Source organism: Terriglobales bacterium (assembly GCA_035624455.1).
Classification (GTDB): domain Bacteria; phylum Acidobacteriota; class Terriglobia; order Terriglobales; family Acidobacteriaceae; genus DASPRM01.
Genome location: DASPRM010000025.1, coordinates 41,904 through 60,928, shown reverse-complemented (window position 1 = coordinate 60,928; position 19,025 = coordinate 41,904). Strand labels below are relative to the sequence as shown.

General features: G+C 58.5%; 17 protein-coding genes and 1 riboswitch. Of the genes, 11 read left to right on the top strand and 6 right to left on the bottom strand.

The features are described from left to right. Window positions 1-64: 64 nt before the first annotated feature. Entirely contained in the window at window positions 65-661 is a 597-nt protein-coding gene (locus VEG30_02785) for a hypothetical protein (GenBank protein HXZ78827.1), read from the bottom strand. A 311-nt stretch (window positions 662-972) separates the two neighbouring features. On the opposite strand from VEG30_02785, the gene VEG30_02780 reads away from it, so the two are divergent. Further along, window positions 973-1,140, top strand: a complete 168-nt coding sequence (locus tag VEG30_02780; GenBank protein HXZ78826.1) for a hypothetical protein — start codon at window positions 973-975, stop codon at window positions 1,138-1,140. After that, complete coding sequence (locus VEG30_02775) at window positions 1,141-1,503, top strand: antibiotic biosynthesis monooxygenase (protein ID HXZ78825.1); 363 nt, start codon at window positions 1,141-1,143, stop codon at window positions 1,501-1,503. Window positions 1,504-1,708: 205 nt separating this feature from the next. Here VEG30_02775 and VEG30_02770 read toward each other — a convergent pair whose 3' ends face one another. Beyond that, on the bottom strand, window positions 1,709-2,146 hold the full coding sequence (locus VEG30_02770) for a hypothetical protein (protein HXZ78824.1): 438 nt from the start codon (window positions 2,144-2,146) through the stop codon (window positions 1,709-1,711). Window positions 2,147-2,622: 476 nt separating this feature from the next. Then, a riboswitch (cobalamin riboswitch) is annotated at window positions 2,623-2,835 on the top strand. Window positions 2,836-2,862: 27 nt separating this feature from the next. On the opposite strand from VEG30_02770, the gene VEG30_02765 reads away from it, so the two are divergent. The 6 genes from VEG30_02765 (at window position 2,863) to mnmE (ending at window position 10,437) form a co-directional block, all read left to right on the top strand. Continuing rightward, window positions 2,863-5,061: a TonB-dependent receptor gene (locus VEG30_02765; protein HXZ78823.1), complete on the top strand. Its 2,199-nt coding sequence runs from the start codon at window positions 2,863-2,865 to the stop codon at window positions 5,059-5,061. 224 nt (window positions 5,062-5,285) lie between these two features. Beyond that, window positions 5,286-6,176, top strand: a complete 891-nt coding sequence (locus tag VEG30_02760) for a 2-dehydropantoate 2-reductase (protein HXZ78822.1) — start codon at window positions 5,286-5,288, stop codon at window positions 6,174-6,176. Between the two features lie 87 nt (window positions 6,177-6,263). Further along, a complete protein-coding gene (locus tag VEG30_02755; protein ID HXZ78821.1) occupies window positions 6,264-6,803 on the top strand; it encodes a R3H domain-containing nucleic acid-binding protein in 540 nt (179 codons plus the stop codon). A 491-nt stretch (window positions 6,804-7,294) separates the two neighbouring features. Further along, window positions 7,295-8,218 (top strand): trypsin-like peptidase domain-containing protein, encoded by a 924-nt coding sequence (locus tag VEG30_02750; GenBank protein ID HXZ78820.1) that lies wholly within the window; start codon window positions 7,295-7,297, stop codon window positions 8,216-8,218. Window positions 8,219-8,225: 7 nt separating this feature from the next. Further along, on the top strand, window positions 8,226-8,939 hold the full coding sequence (locus VEG30_02745) for a response regulator transcription factor (GenBank protein HXZ78819.1): 714 nt from the start codon (window positions 8,226-8,228) through the stop codon (window positions 8,937-8,939). Between the two features lie 130 nt (window positions 8,940-9,069). After that, window positions 9,070-10,437 (top strand): tRNA uridine-5-carboxymethylaminomethyl(34) synthesis GTPase MnmE, encoded by a 1,368-nt coding sequence (gene mnmE, locus VEG30_02740; GenBank protein ID HXZ78818.1) that lies wholly within the window; start codon window positions 9,070-9,072, stop codon window positions 10,435-10,437. 16 nt (window positions 10,438-10,453) lie between these two features. On the opposite strand, the gene VEG30_02735 is transcribed toward mnmE, so the two are convergent. Next, entirely contained in the window at window positions 10,454-12,634 is a 2,181-nt protein-coding gene (locus tag VEG30_02735; protein ID HXZ78817.1) for a winged helix-turn-helix domain-containing protein, read from the bottom strand. 213 nt (window positions 12,635-12,847) lie between these two features. Here VEG30_02735 and VEG30_02730 point away from each other — a divergent pair, with 213 nt between their 5' ends. Continuing rightward, window positions 12,848-13,249, top strand: coding sequence for a hypothetical protein (locus VEG30_02730; protein HXZ78816.1), 402 nt, complete (start codon window positions 12,848-12,850; stop codon window positions 13,247-13,249). Between the two features lie 59 nt (window positions 13,250-13,308). Here the strand turns inward: VEG30_02730 and VEG30_02725 are convergent, their stop codons facing one another. From VEG30_02725 to VEG30_02715, 3 genes are all read right to left on the bottom strand, one after another. Next, a complete protein-coding gene (locus VEG30_02725; protein ID HXZ78815.1) occupies window positions 13,309-16,362 on the bottom strand; it encodes a sialidase family protein in 3,054 nt (1,017 codons plus the stop codon). 375 nt (window positions 16,363-16,737) lie between these two features. Continuing rightward, window positions 16,738-17,016, bottom strand: a complete 279-nt coding sequence (locus VEG30_02720) for a DUF4242 domain-containing protein (GenBank protein ID HXZ78814.1) — start codon at window positions 17,014-17,016, stop codon at window positions 16,738-16,740. A gap of 55 nt (window positions 17,017-17,071) precedes the next feature. After that, complete coding sequence (locus tag VEG30_02715; GenBank protein HXZ78813.1) at window positions 17,072-17,776, bottom strand: hypothetical protein; 705 nt, start codon at window positions 17,774-17,776, stop codon at window positions 17,072-17,074. Between the two features lie 96 nt (window positions 17,777-17,872). On the opposite strand from VEG30_02715, the gene VEG30_02710 reads away from it, so the two are divergent. After that, a complete protein-coding gene (locus tag VEG30_02710; protein HXZ78812.1) occupies window positions 17,873-18,229 on the top strand; it encodes a cupin domain-containing protein in 357 nt (118 codons plus the stop codon). 226 nt (window positions 18,230-18,455) lie between these two features. Then, entirely contained in the window at window positions 18,456-19,001 is a 546-nt protein-coding gene (locus VEG30_02705; protein ID HXZ78811.1) for a response regulator, read from the top strand. Window positions 19,002-19,025 lie beyond the last annotated feature (24 nt).

Genomic DNA, 19,025 nt, shown 5'->3' with positions numbered 1-19,025 from the left:
AAGCCCAGGGCCACCCTGGCGAGTGGCCCCGGAGCAGGAGACAGCCACAGAACGGAGGCGGGGTTTAGGAGCAGGAACAGGTTCCCCGGCCGCTGCCCAGGTACTGCACGAATGAGCACGCCAAGCCAAGGAATTGCAGCTCGTCCTGCTGCAGAGCGGCAAACTGGAATTCGCTTTCCGTCGCCACCAGGCGGCTGCCGTCAGGAGCCTGCAGGTGGGTGGTCCAGGCGCGCAGATCGACCGTCGGCACCGGGCTGGTCGGATCGCAATTGGAGCCGTTGTCGGACACCAGCTTGATCACGCCATCGCTCGGCGGCGGAAAGCCCGTCAACGGATTTCCGGTGAGCTCCCAGTTCACCGAAAGGGTCAGCAGGCCGTTCGCGGTGATCGGACAGGAGCAGCACTCGATCATTTCCTGGCCAGCGTCGAATACGTAGATGTCCGCGCAGACCGTGCCCTCGCTCTTGGCCAGCGGAGTCCCTTGCTCCCCTGGGTTGATAATGCGCACCGTCTGGTCGAGATAGTTGTTGCCGGTGGTTCCGGAATAACGATTGGAAAAGTAGCTGACCTGATAAACGTCGCTGATGCCCTGGGCCGTAGCCAGCGACGCGAAAGAAAACAACAGCAGCAGCAGAAGTGCGAAGGCAGCGAAGATTCGCATGAGGGTCCTCCTCGAACACAGTCGGATGGGCAGGTTTTGGGGAGGACTCTCAACTTAAGCTTCCCCCAGCCTCATGCCCGGAAGCAATCCTCCGGGTGGCCTAAGCCAAAGGAAGTGCCTAAGAATGCGTAGCCTAATTTACTAACCTAAATGTATTAGCCAATATGATTAACTGCGACGAATTGCGCCCTGTAAAACCCAGATAGCCAGGCTACCCTGCGTGTAATATCCGCCTTGAGGCTCACCATGAAGAGACACTACGTTGGACCCCTGCTTGCGCTGCTCATTGTCCTGTGTGCGACGTTGAGCGCATGGAAGACCAAAGACACCTTCCCTACGGAAAGGATTACGATTCCGTCCGCATGCCGCCCGAGGATCTGCGTGCCATGAACGATCTGGAGGAGGCGCTGCGTAAGTGGGGACGTTACATCGTGACCCTCCGGCCCGAGGGTGCAGATTTAGCACATGGAGGCTGTTAAATGAGCTCGAACCGCATACGCTTGATGGTGGGCCTCGACATTCATGATGGCAAATTCCTCGAATTTCAAAAGATCGTGGAGCAGATGATCACCGCGACAGATACAGAACCTGGCACGCTGGGCTATATCTTTTTCCTTAGCGCTGATCAGAAGCACTGCCGCTTAATGGAAACCTACAAGGATGTGCCTGCGATCACAGCGCACTTCAAAGGGACCGCAGTACAGCAATTCGTGCCACAGTTGCTGAAGGTAGCAAGCCCATCAGTCGTGGAATTCTATGGAGATCCTGGACCGGAACTGACTGCCATGGCCGCCCAGCTCAAACCCGCAGTCTTTAGGACCTGGCAGGGGATCGACCGGTGATATCGCTTGTGGGGGATGAAAAAGTCACTGAGATCGGCGGGTGAGATTTAGCCTGGTGCCGAGCTTCGCGCCGTGTTTCTCGGCGCCAAACCAGCGCACCAGTGCCAATCGCTAACCACCAAGTGCTAACTGCTGGATTTAAATGCAGGCCGCCAGGGAAGCGGCCTGCCCTGTGGTGTGAGTTGCGCAGGAAACCCGGTTGCACTCACTTCCCACTAGCCTGATCGCCCCCAACCCGCACCACCCGAAGCTGCGGGCTTGCCGATTGCGCCAGCTGCTTCTCTTCCCCAGAGGTTTCCAGTTGATAGGCTGAGTCGGCTGTCTCTGTAACTACCTGGGTTAGAAAATAGCTCTCCCCGTAGCGGTGGAAGATCAGGGCCGCTTGCCCGTCGAGCGACTTCTCTGGACGGCTGCTTCCAGTTCTCTGAACCACCGCGCTGCGCTGGTCCAGGTTTCGCAAAACCAGAATCGAGGGCCTCAGTTCCGAAATCTCATATTCCCCTGCCTGCATCGCCGTATTGTCGGCAACGAACTTGAACGGGACATTGACCCGCAATCTCAGATTGCTTTGCGCCTGGGCTACGCTGGCTAATGAACTTATCGTGATCAATGCCACTACCATCACCATCCACTTGCGATTCATATTTCCTCCTCAGCTAGGTTTCGCTCGGGAGGATTCCGCCCCACAGCGGCCCTCACCCCTGCGATGGCCCGCAAGTTCGCATTTGCGGATCGGCTATTCAATGCATGCGGGGTACATTCTTGGTCGCACCCGTGTCACCAGATAACTTATTGAAAGCACGTCCATTAGAGGTTGTCGCTAAGCACGAGATCGGCAGGAATCAACGGTCGGATGCCCCTTTTGACTTGATTGTGACCTTGTCCTGAGGTCAAGTCAGCATCAATCCCAGCATAAGGAAGGCGATCTCGGGAGGGCTCGGCCGTGGATGGGGTGGGGGACAGGAAGCGCGCTGGCAATTCAACAGGAATGCCTCGGCCCCAACCCTCATTTGACACCGTCTGGTGCCGCGATTACAGTCGTAGGCCTCTGCGGCTGTCGCCGCATCGTTCTTTTCCATTTTCGGTTCGTGCGCTCTTTCATGCCGGCGTTTTCCGCCGGCACGAAGCTTCACCGCTCGTAACCAGAGACGGTGAACTTCAAAGAGCTGGGAAGCGGGTGAGAATCCCGCGCTGCCGCGCAACTGTAAGCGACCGGACTCGCAACACGAGTTCCGACTGCGATCGGCCACTGTCCCGCCAAGCGGGATGGGAAGGCCGATCGAATTTCCTTTGTCGCAAGCCAGGAGACCGGCGCGAATCGTCTTCATTCAACCCCTTTCGCGTGCAAAGGAGGATGATATGTTCAGACTTCGCGTCGTTGCCGTTCTCTTTTTCCTTTCCCCTTCTCTATTCGCAGCCGATCTGAAAATCCGCGTCGTCGATCCGCATGGCGCCGTAATCCACGGCGCGCGCGTGATCGCGTATCGCGGGGAAAACTCCGCGCCTGCAGGCGTGCAGTCCACCTCGGCCGAGGGCCTCACCATCTTTCACGGTTTGAACACCGGCGAATACCGCATAGAAGCTCTGGCGGCCGGTTTTGCGCCTGCGTCTGTCGCCGCGTCGCTTCCGCAGTCTGAGACGGTCACGATCTCATTAACCGTGGCCGCGCAATCAGAAAGCGTTGTGGTCAGCGCGACGCGCACGCCTATCCCCGTCAGCGAGAGCGGAGCGCAGACGGAATCGTTGGACAGCCCGCAGATCGAGACCATCAATCCCGTGGACGCAGGCGACGCCCTGCGCTTCCTCCCAGGTGTGGTGATTGGCCAAAACGGCCGGCGCGGCAGCCTGACTTCCCTGTTCGTCCGCGGCGGAGACTCCCGCTACAACAAGGTGATCGTGGACGACGTCACCATCAACGATCCCGGCGGCACCTTTGACTTCGGAGTTGTGCCCACGCAGGAATTCGACCGCCTGGAATTCGTGCGCGGCGCGGAGAGCTCGCTCTACGGATCGGATGCCATGACCAGCGTGGTCCAGTTCTGGACGCGCAACGGCACCACCGTTACTCCCGAGCTGGACTTCGGCGCTGACGGCGGCAATTACGGCACGGCGCATGGATACGCAGCGCTCTCCGGCGCTCGCGGCCGCTTCGACTACAACCTGTTCGCCGATCAGTTCAACACGTCCGGCCAGGGACTGAACGACGACTACTCCAATTCCTCCCAGGGCGCGAACCTGGGGGTGCTGATCACGCCGCGAGTGTTCTTCCGCCTGCGCACGCGCCATTCGAACAGCCGCACCGGAGTGCAGTCGTTCTGGAACTTCAACGGGCAGGAACTGGTGCCGCCGGACAGCGATCAGTGGGCGCGACAGAACAATTTTCTGGCCAGCGCGGCGCTGAGCATCGCCGGGCCCTCGCGTCTGCAGCATCGCCTGGTGGGATTCGAGTATCACCACCGCCGCAATAATGTGGATACGTTCATGGATCCGGGGCGGGTGTCGCCGCTCTTCGGCAGTTTCGATTTTGCCTTCTCGGATTTCGCCAACATCAACCGCGCCGGGCTGGAATACCAGGGCGATTACCTGGCGCGCAATTGGGCGCGCACCACGTTCGGTTATCGCTTTGAGGACGAGAACGGATTCGTCGGCGACCTTACGCTGCCTCCGCTCAGCCACGCCGTGCGATTAAATCATGCAGTGTTCGCGCAGGAAGTGCTCACCTTCAGCCGCTTCTCGCTGGTGGCGGGGATTCGGGAAGAACACAACGGCAGCTTTGGAGACAAAGCTGTGCCACGAGTCGCGGCGAGCGCCCTGGTCTTCCGCGGCGGCCAATTCTTTTCCGGCACGCGCCTGCGCTTCTCATACGGCCAGGGAATCAAAGAGCCGAGGTTGGAGGAGAGTTTCGGTATCGGGGCATTCGGCATCATTCCCAATCCCAACCTGAAGCCGGAGGAGACGCGGGCCTTTGAAACCGGAATCACGCAGAGCTTCCGTGGCGGAAAATATTCGCTGAACGCCACCTACTTCAATAACCTGTTCACCAACATGATCGGTTTCAATTTCGATCCTGTAACCTTCACCAGCCAGTATGTAAATATCAATGAAGCGCTGGCGCATGGTGCGGAACTGGAGTTCCAGGCGCGTCCCACTACTCGGCTCGCCGTGACCGCGGCGTACATCTACGATTCCACGCAGGTGTTGAAGGCGCCCAACGCCACCGATCCGTTGCTGTTGCCGGGCGCCCCGTTGCTGCGCCGTCCCAAGCACGCGGGCAGTGTGCTGGTGACTTATTTGCGTTCGCGATGGGGAGCGAACCTGGGCGTGGTGGCGATGAGCCGCCGTCCGGATTCCGATTTTGAGGGATTCCAGCCTCCCGTGACCTATTCGGCGGGATACGGACGCGTCGACATGGGCGGCTGGTACACGCTCACCCACCGGGTCACGCTCTACGCGAATCTCGAAAATGCATTCGATCGCCACTACGAAGAGGCTGCCGGATATCCGGCGCTGGGCGTAAATGTGCGTGCGGGAATGCGCTTTCGGATCGGAGGAGAGTGAAAGGATCGGGGTGATCAGATGAAGTGTGGAGGGGAAAAAGAAAGTTGCCCCACCCTTCCGCCGTTTTGGCGGAGGGTGAGAGTCGTGAAAGGGCGCGACTCTAAGTCTCGCCAAGATACTCCCCCAACATTGTCATCACGATCCGACCAAGTCGGCGGGGGATCTGTTTTTCTTGACCTCTCTCAGGGGTTGCGCGGAGCGCGCCCAAGGTTTAGAAAACATCCATGAAACATGCAATCCTTGGTGCAGGTGGCGTGGGTGGAACCATCGGGGCGGTCTTAGGGAAGGACGGCGACGATATCCTGTTGCTGTTGCGGCCCGCAAGTCTGGCCCGCCATCCTGACTATTTAAAGCTGCTTTCTCCCTATGGCAGTTTCACCTCGAGAATACGCCGTGCGGCGAGTCTCATCGAACCGGTGGACATATTGTGGATCACGGTGAAGGCGCTGCACCTGGAGGCCGCGTTCGAAGAAATCCCCGGTGATGGCTCGAACATCGGCGCGGTCGTGCCGCTCCTGAACGGTCTGGATCACCTGCCAGTGCTGCGCCAGCGCTACGGATACGACCGCGTGGTGCCTGCAACCATCGCGGGAGAATTCGAGCGGATTGCGCCCGGTGAAATCGTGCATCGCTCCCCCTTTGCCCGCTTGAACATCCTGGCCAATGGTCGCGAACGGCTGGCAGGAGTGCTGGAGCGGTTGCGCAAGATTGGATTTGCCTGCGACATCTTCGACGACGAGCCTACACTGATGTGGAGCAAGCTGATTTTCCTGGGACCGTTCGCACTCGCCACCAGCGCCGCCAATCGCGATGCCGGCGGAATTCTCAAAGACAGCATGTGGCGCGAGAAACTGGAAAGCTGCGTACGCGAAGCGGTGGCGGTGGCCCAGGCCAGCGGAGCCAAAGTGGATGCCGACAAAACCCTGGCGATGTTCAAAAAGATGCCCGACGCCATGCGCAGCTCGATGTCAAAAGATGTCAGTGCTGGACGCAAGCCGGAATTGGATGCCATCGGAGGGCCAATCGTCCGCGCCGGGAAGGCTCGCGGGATTCCCACTCCTGTGACTCGGGAGTTGATGGAGATGGTAGAGACTCGCATGAAGCAAGCGGCGTGATTCACACCCTGCCGGTGATGGAGGCGGCCTTTGCGATGGTCGCCTCATTTCTGATACAAGAGAAGGTTTCGGACACGTCTCTAAGCCATGCCTATCCCGGATAAGTTAGCTGCGGCCAAGCAAATTGAAACCCTGCTGCGCAAGATCATTCAATATGGCGATTTCCGCTTGCGTTACCGCATCACTATCGATCCCCCTATGCCGGAAGACCGCGATTGGGAGCGGCCGGAAATCCTGGTAGAGCTCTCGGGGCCCGACAGCGACCTGCTCCTGGCGCGCGGAGCAGAGCTGCTGCGATCGTTTGAATTACTGGCGCTGGAGAGCCTGGAAATCGACCGCGGCGAGCACGACAAGGTGATCTTCGATTGCATGAATCACCGGGCTATGCGCCTGGAAGAGCTGCGGCTGGCCGCCAACGTCGCCGCCGAGCGGGTGCGCAAGAGCGGGCGCCCCTACGAGTTCGGCCCGATGTCGTCGCGCGAGCGGCGCATCCTGCATCTGTCGCTCCGCGAGTTCGAAGATCTGCGGACCGAGAGTGAAGGCGCAGGCGCCGACCGCCATGTAGTGCTGTTTCCCAAGGACTACAAACCTCGACCAGCGCCGCCCAGCTTCTCACGGCGGCGGTGAGAAACAGCAGTCAGCGATCAGCAATGCACTCACTAATTATTGCTGTCATCCTTAGCGACGCGCCCGTCTCCCTTTTAGACCCGCGCTTTCTGCGGGTCGCGGGCGCGGAGTCGAAGTTGAGCCGGTTAGCAGATAGCCAAGCATCGGCTTTTTCCTGAACCCATCTAAGATCCAAGCACCCAAGCTCGCGTGGGAACGGACGTCCCGTCCGTTCAGGTCGAGGCGAAAGCCTCGACAGCAGCTGTCCCACTTCGTACTTCTGACTTCACCCGCTCACCGGATCTAACTTGTTTTATTGTCATCACGAGCCGACCAAGTCGGCGAGGGATCTGCAGTTGCTTCCCCCCTCAAACCCACACTTCTGATTGAATCCACCACCTGGTCGAATTGCCTATTCGCTCCCTAGCCAATCTTCCGATGCGGGCTTTCCTCTGCTCCTTCAGACTGAGCAAATAGCACGGTTGCGACCTGCGGCCGTAGGAGGAATCTAAATGGCATTGTCGGGAAGTAAGTATTGGGCAGCTCTGTCGAACGAGACAGCGGAGTTGGTCGAGTATGTGGCAGGCAGCGTCGTAGCAGTCCACGGTGGCCGCTGGCTGGCGGCCAGCGGCGTTCATTGGCGACCGGGAGTAGTTGTGACCGCGAACCACCTGCTGCGGCGCGACGAAGATCTAAAAGTCACGCTGCCTGACGGCAGCTCGGTGCCGGGCATCCTTGCGGGCCGCGACCCCAGCACCGACATCGCGGCGGTGAAGATCGAGGGCGCTAAGCTGCCGGTCGTGGAAAGAGCCGGGCTCGAAGGATTGAAGGTTGGTCATTTTGTGCTGGCTGTCGGCAGATCTACACGAGGTGAAGTAGCGGCAAGCGCCGGGATCGTGGCACGTTTAGGTGGCCCATGGAAGACCTGGCGCGGCGGACAGATCGATCACTTGCTGCGCCCAGATGTGAGGCTGTACCTGGGCCAGGCAGGCAGCGCGCTGGTAAATGGCGATGGCAAGGTGCTGGGAATCAATACTCCAGCACTGGCACGCAGAGCGACCATTACTGTACCGGCAGCAACCGTCGATCGTGTGCTCGATGAGTTGCTGAAGCGCGGTTACATTGCCCGCCCGTACCTGGGCGTGGCGATGCAGCCGGTGCCACTTCCGGAGGATGTGTGGACCAAACTGAAGCTCGACTCGCATACCGGTCTGCTGGTCATGCATGCGGAAGCCGATAGTCCGGCAAGCAAAGCAAGGCTGATGCTGGGCGACGTGATCGTGGCCTTGCAGGGCAAGCCGGTAGGGGACGTTGGCGAAATGCTCGAGCGATTGGGCGAGTTGCACAGCGGCGAGTCTGCGAAGGTGAGTATTGTTCGTGGTGGAGAAAAGGTCGAAGTTTCCGTCACCGTTGGCGAACGGCCGCGCCGGAGATAGCCGCGGAATGCGGAAGCAGAGGCGGCAATCCCGTAAGCCCAGGATTCGCCCCGCCAAGGGAAAGCCCTCGGCAGCGCCAGAGCAACTGCGCGTGCTGATCGCGTCGGCATCGCCGCTCAGTGCTGAAGGTTTGGCGGCGATGCTGCGATCGGCTCCGGAATTTGATGTGCTGCCGCCGGTGACACTCGTCAATCTGCGGCAGCGGGCCGAGGATTCCGCAGCAGATGTCCTGATCTTCGACGCCAGCCTTTCCAACGGCGGGTTGGGGAGCCGGCTGCATGGCACAGCCGAGCTTGTGCCGACCATTGTAATTCTGGATCAGCCGAACACTGCGTTTGCCTCCCGCGCACTAGTAGCGAGAGCCCGAGCTGTGCTGACGCTTGGCTTCCGCGGCGAAGAGTTAGCAGCCGCGGTGCATGCAGTGCATGCCGGATTACTGGTGGTTAGCGCCGATCTGAGTGAGGCACTCTCGCTTGCTGATCCCGAACTGAGTCCAGACGATCAATTGCCTGATCTCGAAATCGAGGCGCTTACACCGCGGGAGCGGGAAGTGCTCGCGTTGATTGCTGAGGGTTTGTTGAACAAGGAGATTGCCGATCGTCTGAAACTCTCCGAACACACCGTGAAATTTCATGTCAGTGCGATCATGGCGAAATTGGGCGCCGGAAGCCGCACCGAAGCAGCGATGGCGGGAATACGAAGAGGCCTGGTTATCGTGTAGTCCTGTGTTGAAAGCTCAAACCAACAGGTCTTTCGACTCGGGCCCGCGCCGGTGAGCTTGGGCCTCGCTCAAAATGACAGCTGCGCGATGATCGACCCTGCTCTCGCTTGCAACCCGCTACAATCACCCTGTGAATCTCGACGACACCATCGTCGCTATCTCCACGCCTTCTGGACGGAGTGGGATCGGTGTAGTGCGCCTGTCGGGACCTGAAGCCGTAAAGATCGCGATCCCGTTGCTGCGATTGCGACGCGACTTGCAGCCCGCACATGCAATTTTTGGCGAGCTGATCGAGCCCGCCAGTGGCGAGCGCATCGACGAAGTGGTGGTCACGTACTTTCAGAAGCCGCATTCTTATACGACTGACGAGCTGGTGGAAATCTCCGCGCACGGTTCCCCCGTAGTCCTTCGCCATATCGTGGAGCTGGCAATGTCAGCAGGCGCGCGACTAGCAGAGCCTGGCGAATTCACCATGCGTGCCTTCCTGAATGGGCGCATTGATCTCACGCAGGCGGAAGCAGTGCGCGATCTCATCGACTCGCAGACTCTCTACCAGGCAAGAGTGGCAGCTCAGCAACTGGAAGGTGCGGTGTCACGGCGGCTGCAACCAGTGAAGCAAGAACTGGTAGAGCTGATCACGCTCATGGAAGCCGGAATCGATTTCGCCGACGACGATGTTCCGGTGCTGGCCTCCAACATCATCCTTAGCCGAATCGCGGAAGTACGCGAGCAGCTGGCGGCAATGCTGAAGTCATTTGCCTACGGGAAGCTGGTGCATGAGGGACTGATGCTGGCGATCGTGGGTCGCCCCAATGTCGGAAAATCAAGTCTGTTCAACCGACTGGTAGAGCGCGAGCGCGCCATCGTTACCGCCACGCCCGGCACCACCCGCGATCTGGTGAGCGAAACCGTGGCGATCGGCGGAATTCCGGTGAAGCTGGTGGATACTGCCGGCATTCGCAACGCCCTGGACGAAGCCGAAGCCATTGGCGTTCGCAAGTCGATGGAAGTGCTCGCCGACGCAGATATGGTGCTGGTGGTGGTAGATGCATCCCAGCCCCATGAGCAGGCGGAAGATCGCGAGCTGTTGCAACAAATCACAGAACGCCGCGCAATTTTGGTGGAGAACAAGGCAGACCTTGCCCTTGCGTCCGCCGATCCAACCATCGCCATGAATGGAATCAAGCACGTGCGGACGTCAGCGCTGACGGGAGTGGGCATCGCCGAGTTGCGGGAAGAAATCTTGCGCGAGATTGGGGGCGAGAATGGCGCGCAGACAGAAACCGCCTTTCTTACCAACCTGCGTCAAGCATCGCTGGTCGAAGGCGCAGTCAAAGCACTGGATGCGGCGAAAGTTTCTACCGAGAACCTCGTGCCTCACGAAATGATTCTCCTGGATCTGCATAACGCATTGCAGAGCCTCGATGAAATCACGGGAGCGACAACTGCGGATGACATCCTGAACTTGATATTCGGGACCTTCTGCATTGGAAAATAGGTTTCGGATCAGTCCGCTAGAAATTTTCCAGCAGCCAGACGTTGTTCGTGCCGACCAGCTCATTCACGGCAAGATAGCGGCCGTCCGGAGAAGGAATAGCCCACTCTATCTGGCCCTCCAGCAATTCCCGGGCGTTACCCTCGGTGTCGATTTCCAGCAGAGCGGATGTGTCCCTGGATTTGGAAGCGGCAACAATCATGGTCTTACCATCTGGCGACCAATCGAGGCTCTTGAATCCGCTCCAGCCGTTCACCGGAACATCGCGCCATTCATTGGTCGGCGGAGAGAAAAGTCGAATCCGGTCCTCTTTTCCGTTGAATTCGACGAACGCAATTTGTGAGCCGTCGGGAGACAGGCCCCAACCGTCTGCTAAAGGGGCGTGAAATTCCTTCCCCCTGCCCGTGGCTGGATCGAAGGGGTAATAGAACGTCTCTCCTGACCTAATCGCGAGAGCGAGACACAAGCGCGACGGGGCCCGAGCGCATTGAAGGTCGACGATACCGGGCTCCTTAAACAGCAACCGAGATGGCCCCCCACCCACAGGCATGCGCATCGCCATCACCGGCGAGTTAGAGTCGGTTCCGGATGCTACCAGGTAGAAAATCTCCGATCCATCGGGACTCAGTCTTGGACCGAAGTGCTGGTCTCGTCCGCCGGCGAACAATTCTGCCGTGGGCTGATTAATCGCCTGCTTGAAGATGCTCTGCATACCGTTGCGGGTGGAAAGAAAAAACACTGCCTTGCTGTCGGGCGTCCAGGCGAAGGGACAATTCACGCTGTCGTCAAGAGTGAGCCGGCGAGGCACCTTCAAACGCCTGGTGCCTGCTTCGTACTCCGCAACAAAAACTTGGGGCAACGTGTTGTTTCTCAGAACGGCAAGGCGCTTCCCGTCGGCCGTGATGCTCAACTTTGAAATCCAGCCGGCTTGTCTAGCGATTCGCACAGGCTCGCTCTTAGCTTTCCCGCTAACCGGATCCACCACAACCGACCATATAACGGAGTCCTCAGCGTTGGGTGCTTCCTCCTTCGCAGTGGAATACAAAATGCGGCCATCTGGGGACCAGGAGAGACCTTCCCTCATGAGTGAGCTAGAGAGGAGAACTCGAGGGTGGCCATCAGCTACCGCAACCGTTTCTATGGAACTCTGAGCTGAATAGCCCGGACCCTCCCGTACTCTCAGATACGCAACGTACTGCCCGTCCGGAGACCAGACGATGGGGCCGAACCAATCATCCCCTGCAGCCTGGACAATTCTGCGTGCATCAGTTCCAGCCGATTGCATGATCCAGATCTCTCTACGTCGGCTATCTTTCTTCTCTGCATCATCCATCACGAAAGCAATAGCCGTTCCGTCTGGTGAGACGACCGCGCTCTGCCCGCCATCGATAAGCCATTTGAGGCCCCCATTCATGCTGGACATTTGCCAGAGGCTCGGCTTGGCTCCTGGCACTGCTACGCCTGTAATGGCCAGGTGACTGTTGTCGGGGAACCAGCTGACCGAACCGAGATCGAATCCCGCAGGCAGCGGCAAGGATCGAATCTCGCCAGTGTCGGCGTGCCGCAAATACATTCCGGTCGCGTCCGCATAAGCCAGCAGCTTGCCGTCGGGCGAAATCGCGGCAGCTTTCAGGGCGGCCTCGCCCGAGTTTGCCGTCAACCGGCGTTCTCGGAGTTCCGGAGACCGGGAAATGTATTTCCAAATTGCCAACGTGCCGCCCGCCCCCACTACAGCCCCGATCAATGCCACCGCAAGCCAGCGGAAATGAGAACGAGGCGGCGGAGATGCCGGCTCAATCGCAGCCGTCGTATCTGTTGACAGCGGGACCGAACTGGCAGCCGCAATGATGGGTGTCGAGCCATTGACCGGGGATACAGGAGCTATGAACCGATACCCGCGCTTAGCCACCGTCTCGATGTAGCGGGGACGGTCGGCGTCGTCGTCCAGCGTCTGGCGAATCTTGCGGATGGCGGTGTTTAGGCCCACATCGAAGTCAACGAAGGTATCGGCCGGCCACAGCTTCCGTTGCAGCTCTTCCCGGGTGACGATTCTGCCGGCATTCGCCAGAAGTTCTGCCAGCACCTGAAACGGTTGCTGCTGCAATCTGAGGCGGACTCCGTTCTTGCGCAGCTCACCCGCTTGCGCGTCCAGCTCGAACTGTCCGAAGCGGATGACGCGGGATTGACTAACCTCCGGCATCCTCACCCCTGTCTGCTTGCACGGTAGCGTGAGTCTAGCACCTAATTCGCCCATCCGGCATCGTATAACCCGTACCTGCGGGCCGGATAACCAGGGGGGAAATGTTGGTGACGAGATGAGTGGTGTCTTACCAGCTTGTTAGGTGTAGTCGACTACGTACGGGCAGCGACGCAAGGAATTACGCTGGACTCGTTCTAATCAAGGAGTCTCAGAATGTTTCCAAAGAAGGGCTGTGTCTGGGCTTTGATTGTACTTACAATTTTCTCCGCCCGGCTCTCTGGCGCGTGCGGACCCGGTGATCAGACCGGTAAGGTCATAAAGATCATCGACGAAGATCTTTCTTCTCAAGGGGCAGGCGCCACCTCCAGGCCCCAGCCGCCGGGACAATCAGCCAAACCCAACCCAGCTACACTCTCGCGCTCGATTATCTTTGCCATCGGCAATCAGAGATACGGACTGCGAATCCCTCCGGGTTCGCCATCGCAGAGTCTCAACCTCAGTTCCGGTGAGGAGATCTGTATTCGTACCGAAGAAACGAAGATGCATGTGCTGACGAAGGATGGGGAACCGATTCCGGGCACCGCTCGCCCGATTCCAAGCTTGCATCGCCAATAAACAAAAAATCAGCCGGGCCTTTGCGACCCGGCTGATGCTATTCCGTGTTTTCTTGCCACTCACTGCAGCTTCGTCGATCTGGAGTTCGAGGGTCCGGTCGCGGTTATCACCACGTTGCCGATCGCCCCCGATTTCACAGTGACCGTAAAGTGCGGTGAAACTTGCGATCCCGCAGGAATCACAAGGTTTGTCTGCGAGAATGTAACGTTCGGCGAGTTGCTGGACAGGCTGACAGGGATTCCGCCCGCTCCCGCGATGGGCTGAGCGATCACGTTGCCATCCCACGTCCGCGGCCCCGATCGCTGCAGCACCACAAGGGATAACTCATCCGACTTGGTCACCACACTCTGCACAACAATGTTATCCACCTGAACTCCGCAGACAGGGCCGCCGCCTACATCGAGGCAAGTGCCCCCGCCGTCCTGGGTGTATTCGAATCTCAGTTGTGCGTTAGTGGCTGCCATGCCCGGCAGTTTCATGTGGACATGAAGCGGTACCGGAGGATTGTGCAGGAATCCGCCGAAATTATTGTCGAAATGGCGCCCCCCCGAACTGCCCGACCAGGCAGAGATGTCCTGGAAGTAGTTGCCATTGCCGCTGCGCGGGAAATGCTTGGGGAAGAAGTTGAAGCTGTCGGTGGTAAAGGCTTCCTCATATGCCTCGGGGAATACCGAACGCAGTACGTGACCTGGAGTTTGATCGGTGATGCGAAGCGTAAATCCGTCGTAGGCGAGGATGCTCTCCAGGGGATCGTCTTCCGTGTCGTAGCAGACGTCCATATCGAGGGTGACGTACTGCGAATTGGCCGGCACGGCGAAGATGGGACTGAAGAGGCGCTCGAAGCGGGTTGGGTTAGAAGTCGGAGTGGGACCGTCGATTTTATCCTGATGGAATGCGGCATTGGAGGTGGTGCCGCAGAAGGTCTTGTTGGTGGTCCACGGAACGACATTTACACCGCCGCCATGTGCCGTTGCCCAACCAGCAGGAATGGCTCCGGGAGCCACCTCGTCAAAGTTTTCCGACAACAGGGTTGTAGGCACAGGAGTTCCAGTCGGCTGTGAGTACAGCAGCCTGGTCGAGCCTTGCACGCTGAAAATGTCCAGAGCGAACTCAATCGGCGTTCCGGGCACGAACGTAGGCATAACGTAAACCAGATAGTTTTGCAGGTTCGACCGAGTGTCTCCAGGCTTCACGGTCCCATAGGGCGAGGTGGGCCCGAAGACAAAGACTCCGGGGGTAGAAGTAGAGAGCTTTCCGAACACTCCGGTGTAGTTGCCCGGCGAGGTCGCCGGATTCGTGACGTAGTTCGTAATCGGGAAGGTGTAAGCCACTACGTCCCCCGCATCAACCAGACCATTCCCGCCGCTTTCCGCAAAGCTGACCTGGCCGAGATGCAGGGAAGCCACGGGATGCGCGGTCTTCACGAAACCAGGCGCCGCTGCGGTCCCCCCCGGTACCGTGTTTCCAAGAACACTGGGATACGGGAAGCTGGCGCTGCCGGGTTCGCCGTCGGTAAAGAAAGCATGATTGGGCGCCGTGGTGAACACCGTGTAGAGCCAGCCATCCTGGGAAACCGAAGCGTTGTAGTCACCCAGATTGGGTTGTCCGGTGTCGTTTCCATAACCCGCGTGGAACGGGCGTGGCGTGATCGGCGAGGGCTTGGACCAGCTATTCCCACCATCGTCTGAATGCAGCCAGGTCATTTCCATCAGGTCGCCGTCAACTGCGACGCCCTGGTCGTCATAGACCACATTCACTCGCCCGGTGAGGTTGTCCACAGAAACCGTGGGGAACCACTGCGCGCGATCGTTGCCCGGACGTGAGCTCAACACTGTCGGCTCACTCCAGGTAACTCCACCGTCGGTGCTGCGATGAACCACCACATCGGCTCCATCGAGGTCGGCGTTCGTCGCATACACCACATAAACGTTCCCGCTATGCGGGCCCCAGGAATTGTCCACGGCAATCGATGGGAACTGATGCACGCGATCGTTACCGAGAATAAAGTCGATAAAGAAAGTGGGAATCAGCAAGGGACTTTGATCCAGCAGAACCGGAGCGCCAAAAGTGACTCCGTTGTCGTTGGACACGGCCACCTTGGTTTGCGCGGTGTAGAACGTCGATTGACCGGACCAGGCTACATAAACTTTGTTGGATCCATTGCCGGCAAATCGTGGCTCGGAACCGGTGTCGAAGTCCGGCGACCCGCTGTTCAATACAACCCCTGCCGACCAGGTTGGGGGAGTAGCGGTCATGATGTTATCGGAATAGGTGAAGCGAATCTCCACTCCTCCTGCGCCGCCATTTACAAAATTCGACCAGCTCATACCTACACGGCCGGTATCAGGATCAACCGCAATGAATTCTTTGTCCGCCGCATCACCAGGGGTGTCAGGTGTAGTCGCAGCCGTCACCTCAAACGGCCCTGCCCAGCTGTGGCCGCAGTCGGTGGAGCGGTGGATGCTCATGGTCTCCTGTCCCGCCGGATTTATGAAAATCGATGAGTAAATGAACTGGCAGCCGTTGCCACCGGGAACATACTTGACGTCGGGATCGCCAAAGACCTGGCCATGGGTAGTCGTACCAGTTGTAGGCAGCTGCTGTCCGTCGGTGAAAGTGGCGCCGCCATCGTCGGAATAAGCGAATCCCGAGACCGATAGTGGGTTCAGGCTGAAACCACGAAAATCGTTGAAGCCGATTACTACGTGCTGTCCCGTCTTATCTAGAGCGATGCTCAGCTCGGATTGCGTTGCTCCCGGGCCATCCGAAAAGCCGGTATCGCTGCAGTCCTCGTCTCCGCCAAAGCAGAGGTCGGGCTTGCCGCCGGCAGTTCCGTTAGCCAGAATGGGGATTACGCTGCCATTGGCAGTCACGCGAAAGCTCATACCCGCGCCGCCATTGGGCTGATTCTGTCTGGCTTGTTGCACTAGGTGGGCGAGCCTGCCCATGGAGCTCATCTGAACCGACTTGTCGCTAGATGCCAATTGCATCTTTGCCAATACGTGATCCGCCGCCGTCTTTCCCGGACCAGATGCGAATACAGGTGAGGAAAACAACAAGGCGCCTACGATCAGCGCCACAGTGAACCGCGTGTTCAGCGAAGCAGCGTGCATAATCATCTCCTTGGATTTTGCAGCACAGGATCTTGCAGCGCACAACCACAGAAGGGACCGTTCGTTTGCAGTTGTTAAGTGCATGGTGTCAGGCGTTGGCTAGCTTCAGAGGAAACGACGATTGCATAGGCAGCGGCAAAGCTAGGGTCGCTGCATTCCCGCAATTTGGCACGGGAGCCTACCCCTTTTTGCGAACGAGATTCAAGATGTGTTTTTTTGCAGTTATTAGGCAAAACATTGCATTGGCGAACGGGCTACTGACCGGGGCGTAGCCCGATCTTCCCCTCACGCGGGGGGCTCCCGAGGCTGCGCTCGGCCGGCGGCAGAAGGAGTTTCGGACTTGCCATTCCGCTTCTGGCCGATCTCGGACGCTGTTCAGCGCGGTTCGGCAGTGGTGGGATCGATGACGTTGCGGATTTCCGAGATACGGTTTGCCGGAAATCCTCCCTGGCTGGCGTGCTCGCGAATCAGTTGTTCGCTGGGCGCGATGTAAACGCAGTAAATCTTGTTGTCCGTTACATAGCTGTGAAGCCATTGAATTTGAGGCCCAAGGTTGCGCAACACGGTGCAGGACTTCTGGGAAATTGCTTCCAACTCCGGACCGGAAAGAGAACCCGCTCCCGGCAATTCGCGTTCGATCAGAAATTTCGGCATCCAGCCTCCGTGCAACAAGATTTCGTGGATTCAGTGATGAATCGCCGTTAGCTTCTTACTTCAGGCCAAACCACAGCAGGTAGACTGCCTCCAGAACCGCTGCCGATACCAGCAATCCCTGGCGAAGGCGCGAGCGCAGGAGCGACCGCCTCAGTTTCTTCTCTTCGGCGGAAATGGTTCCTAGCACCCCCGCAGGGACCGGATGTGTTATCGGCACATTCGTCTGCGAGACGGTGTATGTAGGTTTGGGTTTGTCGGGGAGGAAGATCTTCGGCGCACTGATCAGCGACGACCAGCGCGGCAGCAACAGCATGCCCGACGTGATCCCCGGATTTACCGGCGTGGATGTCAGGTGCAAGGGCGGAGTTCGTTCAGGCGCGACCGTATCGGCAAGATTACGCAGCAGCGATGACCACCACCCGTGACTCAATTGATCGGCAATCAGCTCTCCCACATCAATGGGCTTCGACTGCAATTCCATCGGAGCTGCAGTCTCAGGGCTGATCACATCGCCGAGATTGGTGAACACCGTACGATACCAGGGCAAGGCCAGATAGTCGCCGAGCAGCATGCCAATATCGGCAGGGTGAGAGGTCAGTTCGATCGGGGACAGTTTCTCCGGGAAAAATCGGTCGCGCGCATTCACCAGCAAGGAGCGCCAGAGAGGCTGCGATAGGCTTTCCGGCGGCGACAGATCGAGTTCCCGGTCGCTGTTCAAAGCCATGTCTCCCTGTTCCCACGACGGTTGCGCATTTTGCATCGGATCGCGCCCCAGTATCGTCCTATCGTATCAAGATTGCTGGCTCATACAAAGCCTGACTATCGACGCCCTCACAACGCTCGCAGAGGTGTTCCTATGCTTGATGTAATCCTGAAGCGATTCGAAATGCCCGATGAGACCATCACCTTCGAGAAAGGCCGCTTTGATGTGGTTCGGCTGGGTGGGATGACACTCGGCCGTGCTCGCTACGACCCCGGTTGGAAGTGGTCGGAGCACATCGCTCCGCAGATCGGTACCAGGAGCTGCCAGGTCGAGCATGTCGGCATGGTTATCTCCGGCCGCGGAGTGGTCGCTATGGACGATGGACGCATTATTGAGATGGGTCCAGGCGACGTCTTCCACATCGCACCCGGCCACGATAGCTGGGTGGTCGGCGATGAGCCTTATGTTTCGCTGCACTTTTTAGGTGCGGACGCTTACGGGAAGAAATAGACCAGTATCAGCACTCAGCGATCAGCACTCAGCCGGCACGAGCTGGTGAGATCGCGCCGTCGCCAGGTCGTCATGCAGGCCGACTCGTACTCTCTTTTCTGCGCTTGTCCGTCCAGTTCCATCTTGATAGGATTATCACCCGAGAGTAGTAACTACTTTCGACCCAGGTCGTCGAGGCTCCTCGCGCGCTTTCCGTCTGGTTCCCCAGCCACAAGCCTTAACTGTTATGCCTGCGCGCATTCTGATTGCCGACGATAGCTTGACCATGCGGCAGCAGTTGCGGAAATTTCTCGAATCCAATCGTGAATGGCAAGTCTGTGGCGAAGCTGTAGATGGCAGAGATGCAGTTGAGAAGGCCCAACTGCTCAAGCCTGACGTTATTCTTCTCGATCTGGCTATGCCGCAGATGGACGGACTCACTACTGCAAAACAAATCTTGCGGCACCTTTCGGCAGTTCCCGTAATTCTGTATACGCTCCATTCCAGTCCCCAGCTTGAATTGGAAGCCGGCAAGGCAGGAATTCAGTCGGTGGTCGCCAAGCAGGATGGGATTAATGCCCTTTCCGCAGCGATCAAATCAGCGTTGCGAACGAAGCAACCTCAGCAGCGACCATCAGCTACTCCCGCAATTCTGAACGCAGCCACTCCGGTCACAAGCGGGGTCGACCCTGACGCACCCAGCGCTTCAAACGCCGAGCCAGCGCAGAAGGAAGCGGCTGGCGGCGCCGCCGCCGTGCCAATCAAGACCGACAAGCCTTTCGACAAGGCCTAAGCGGAATTCGCGATCAGTTGTGCG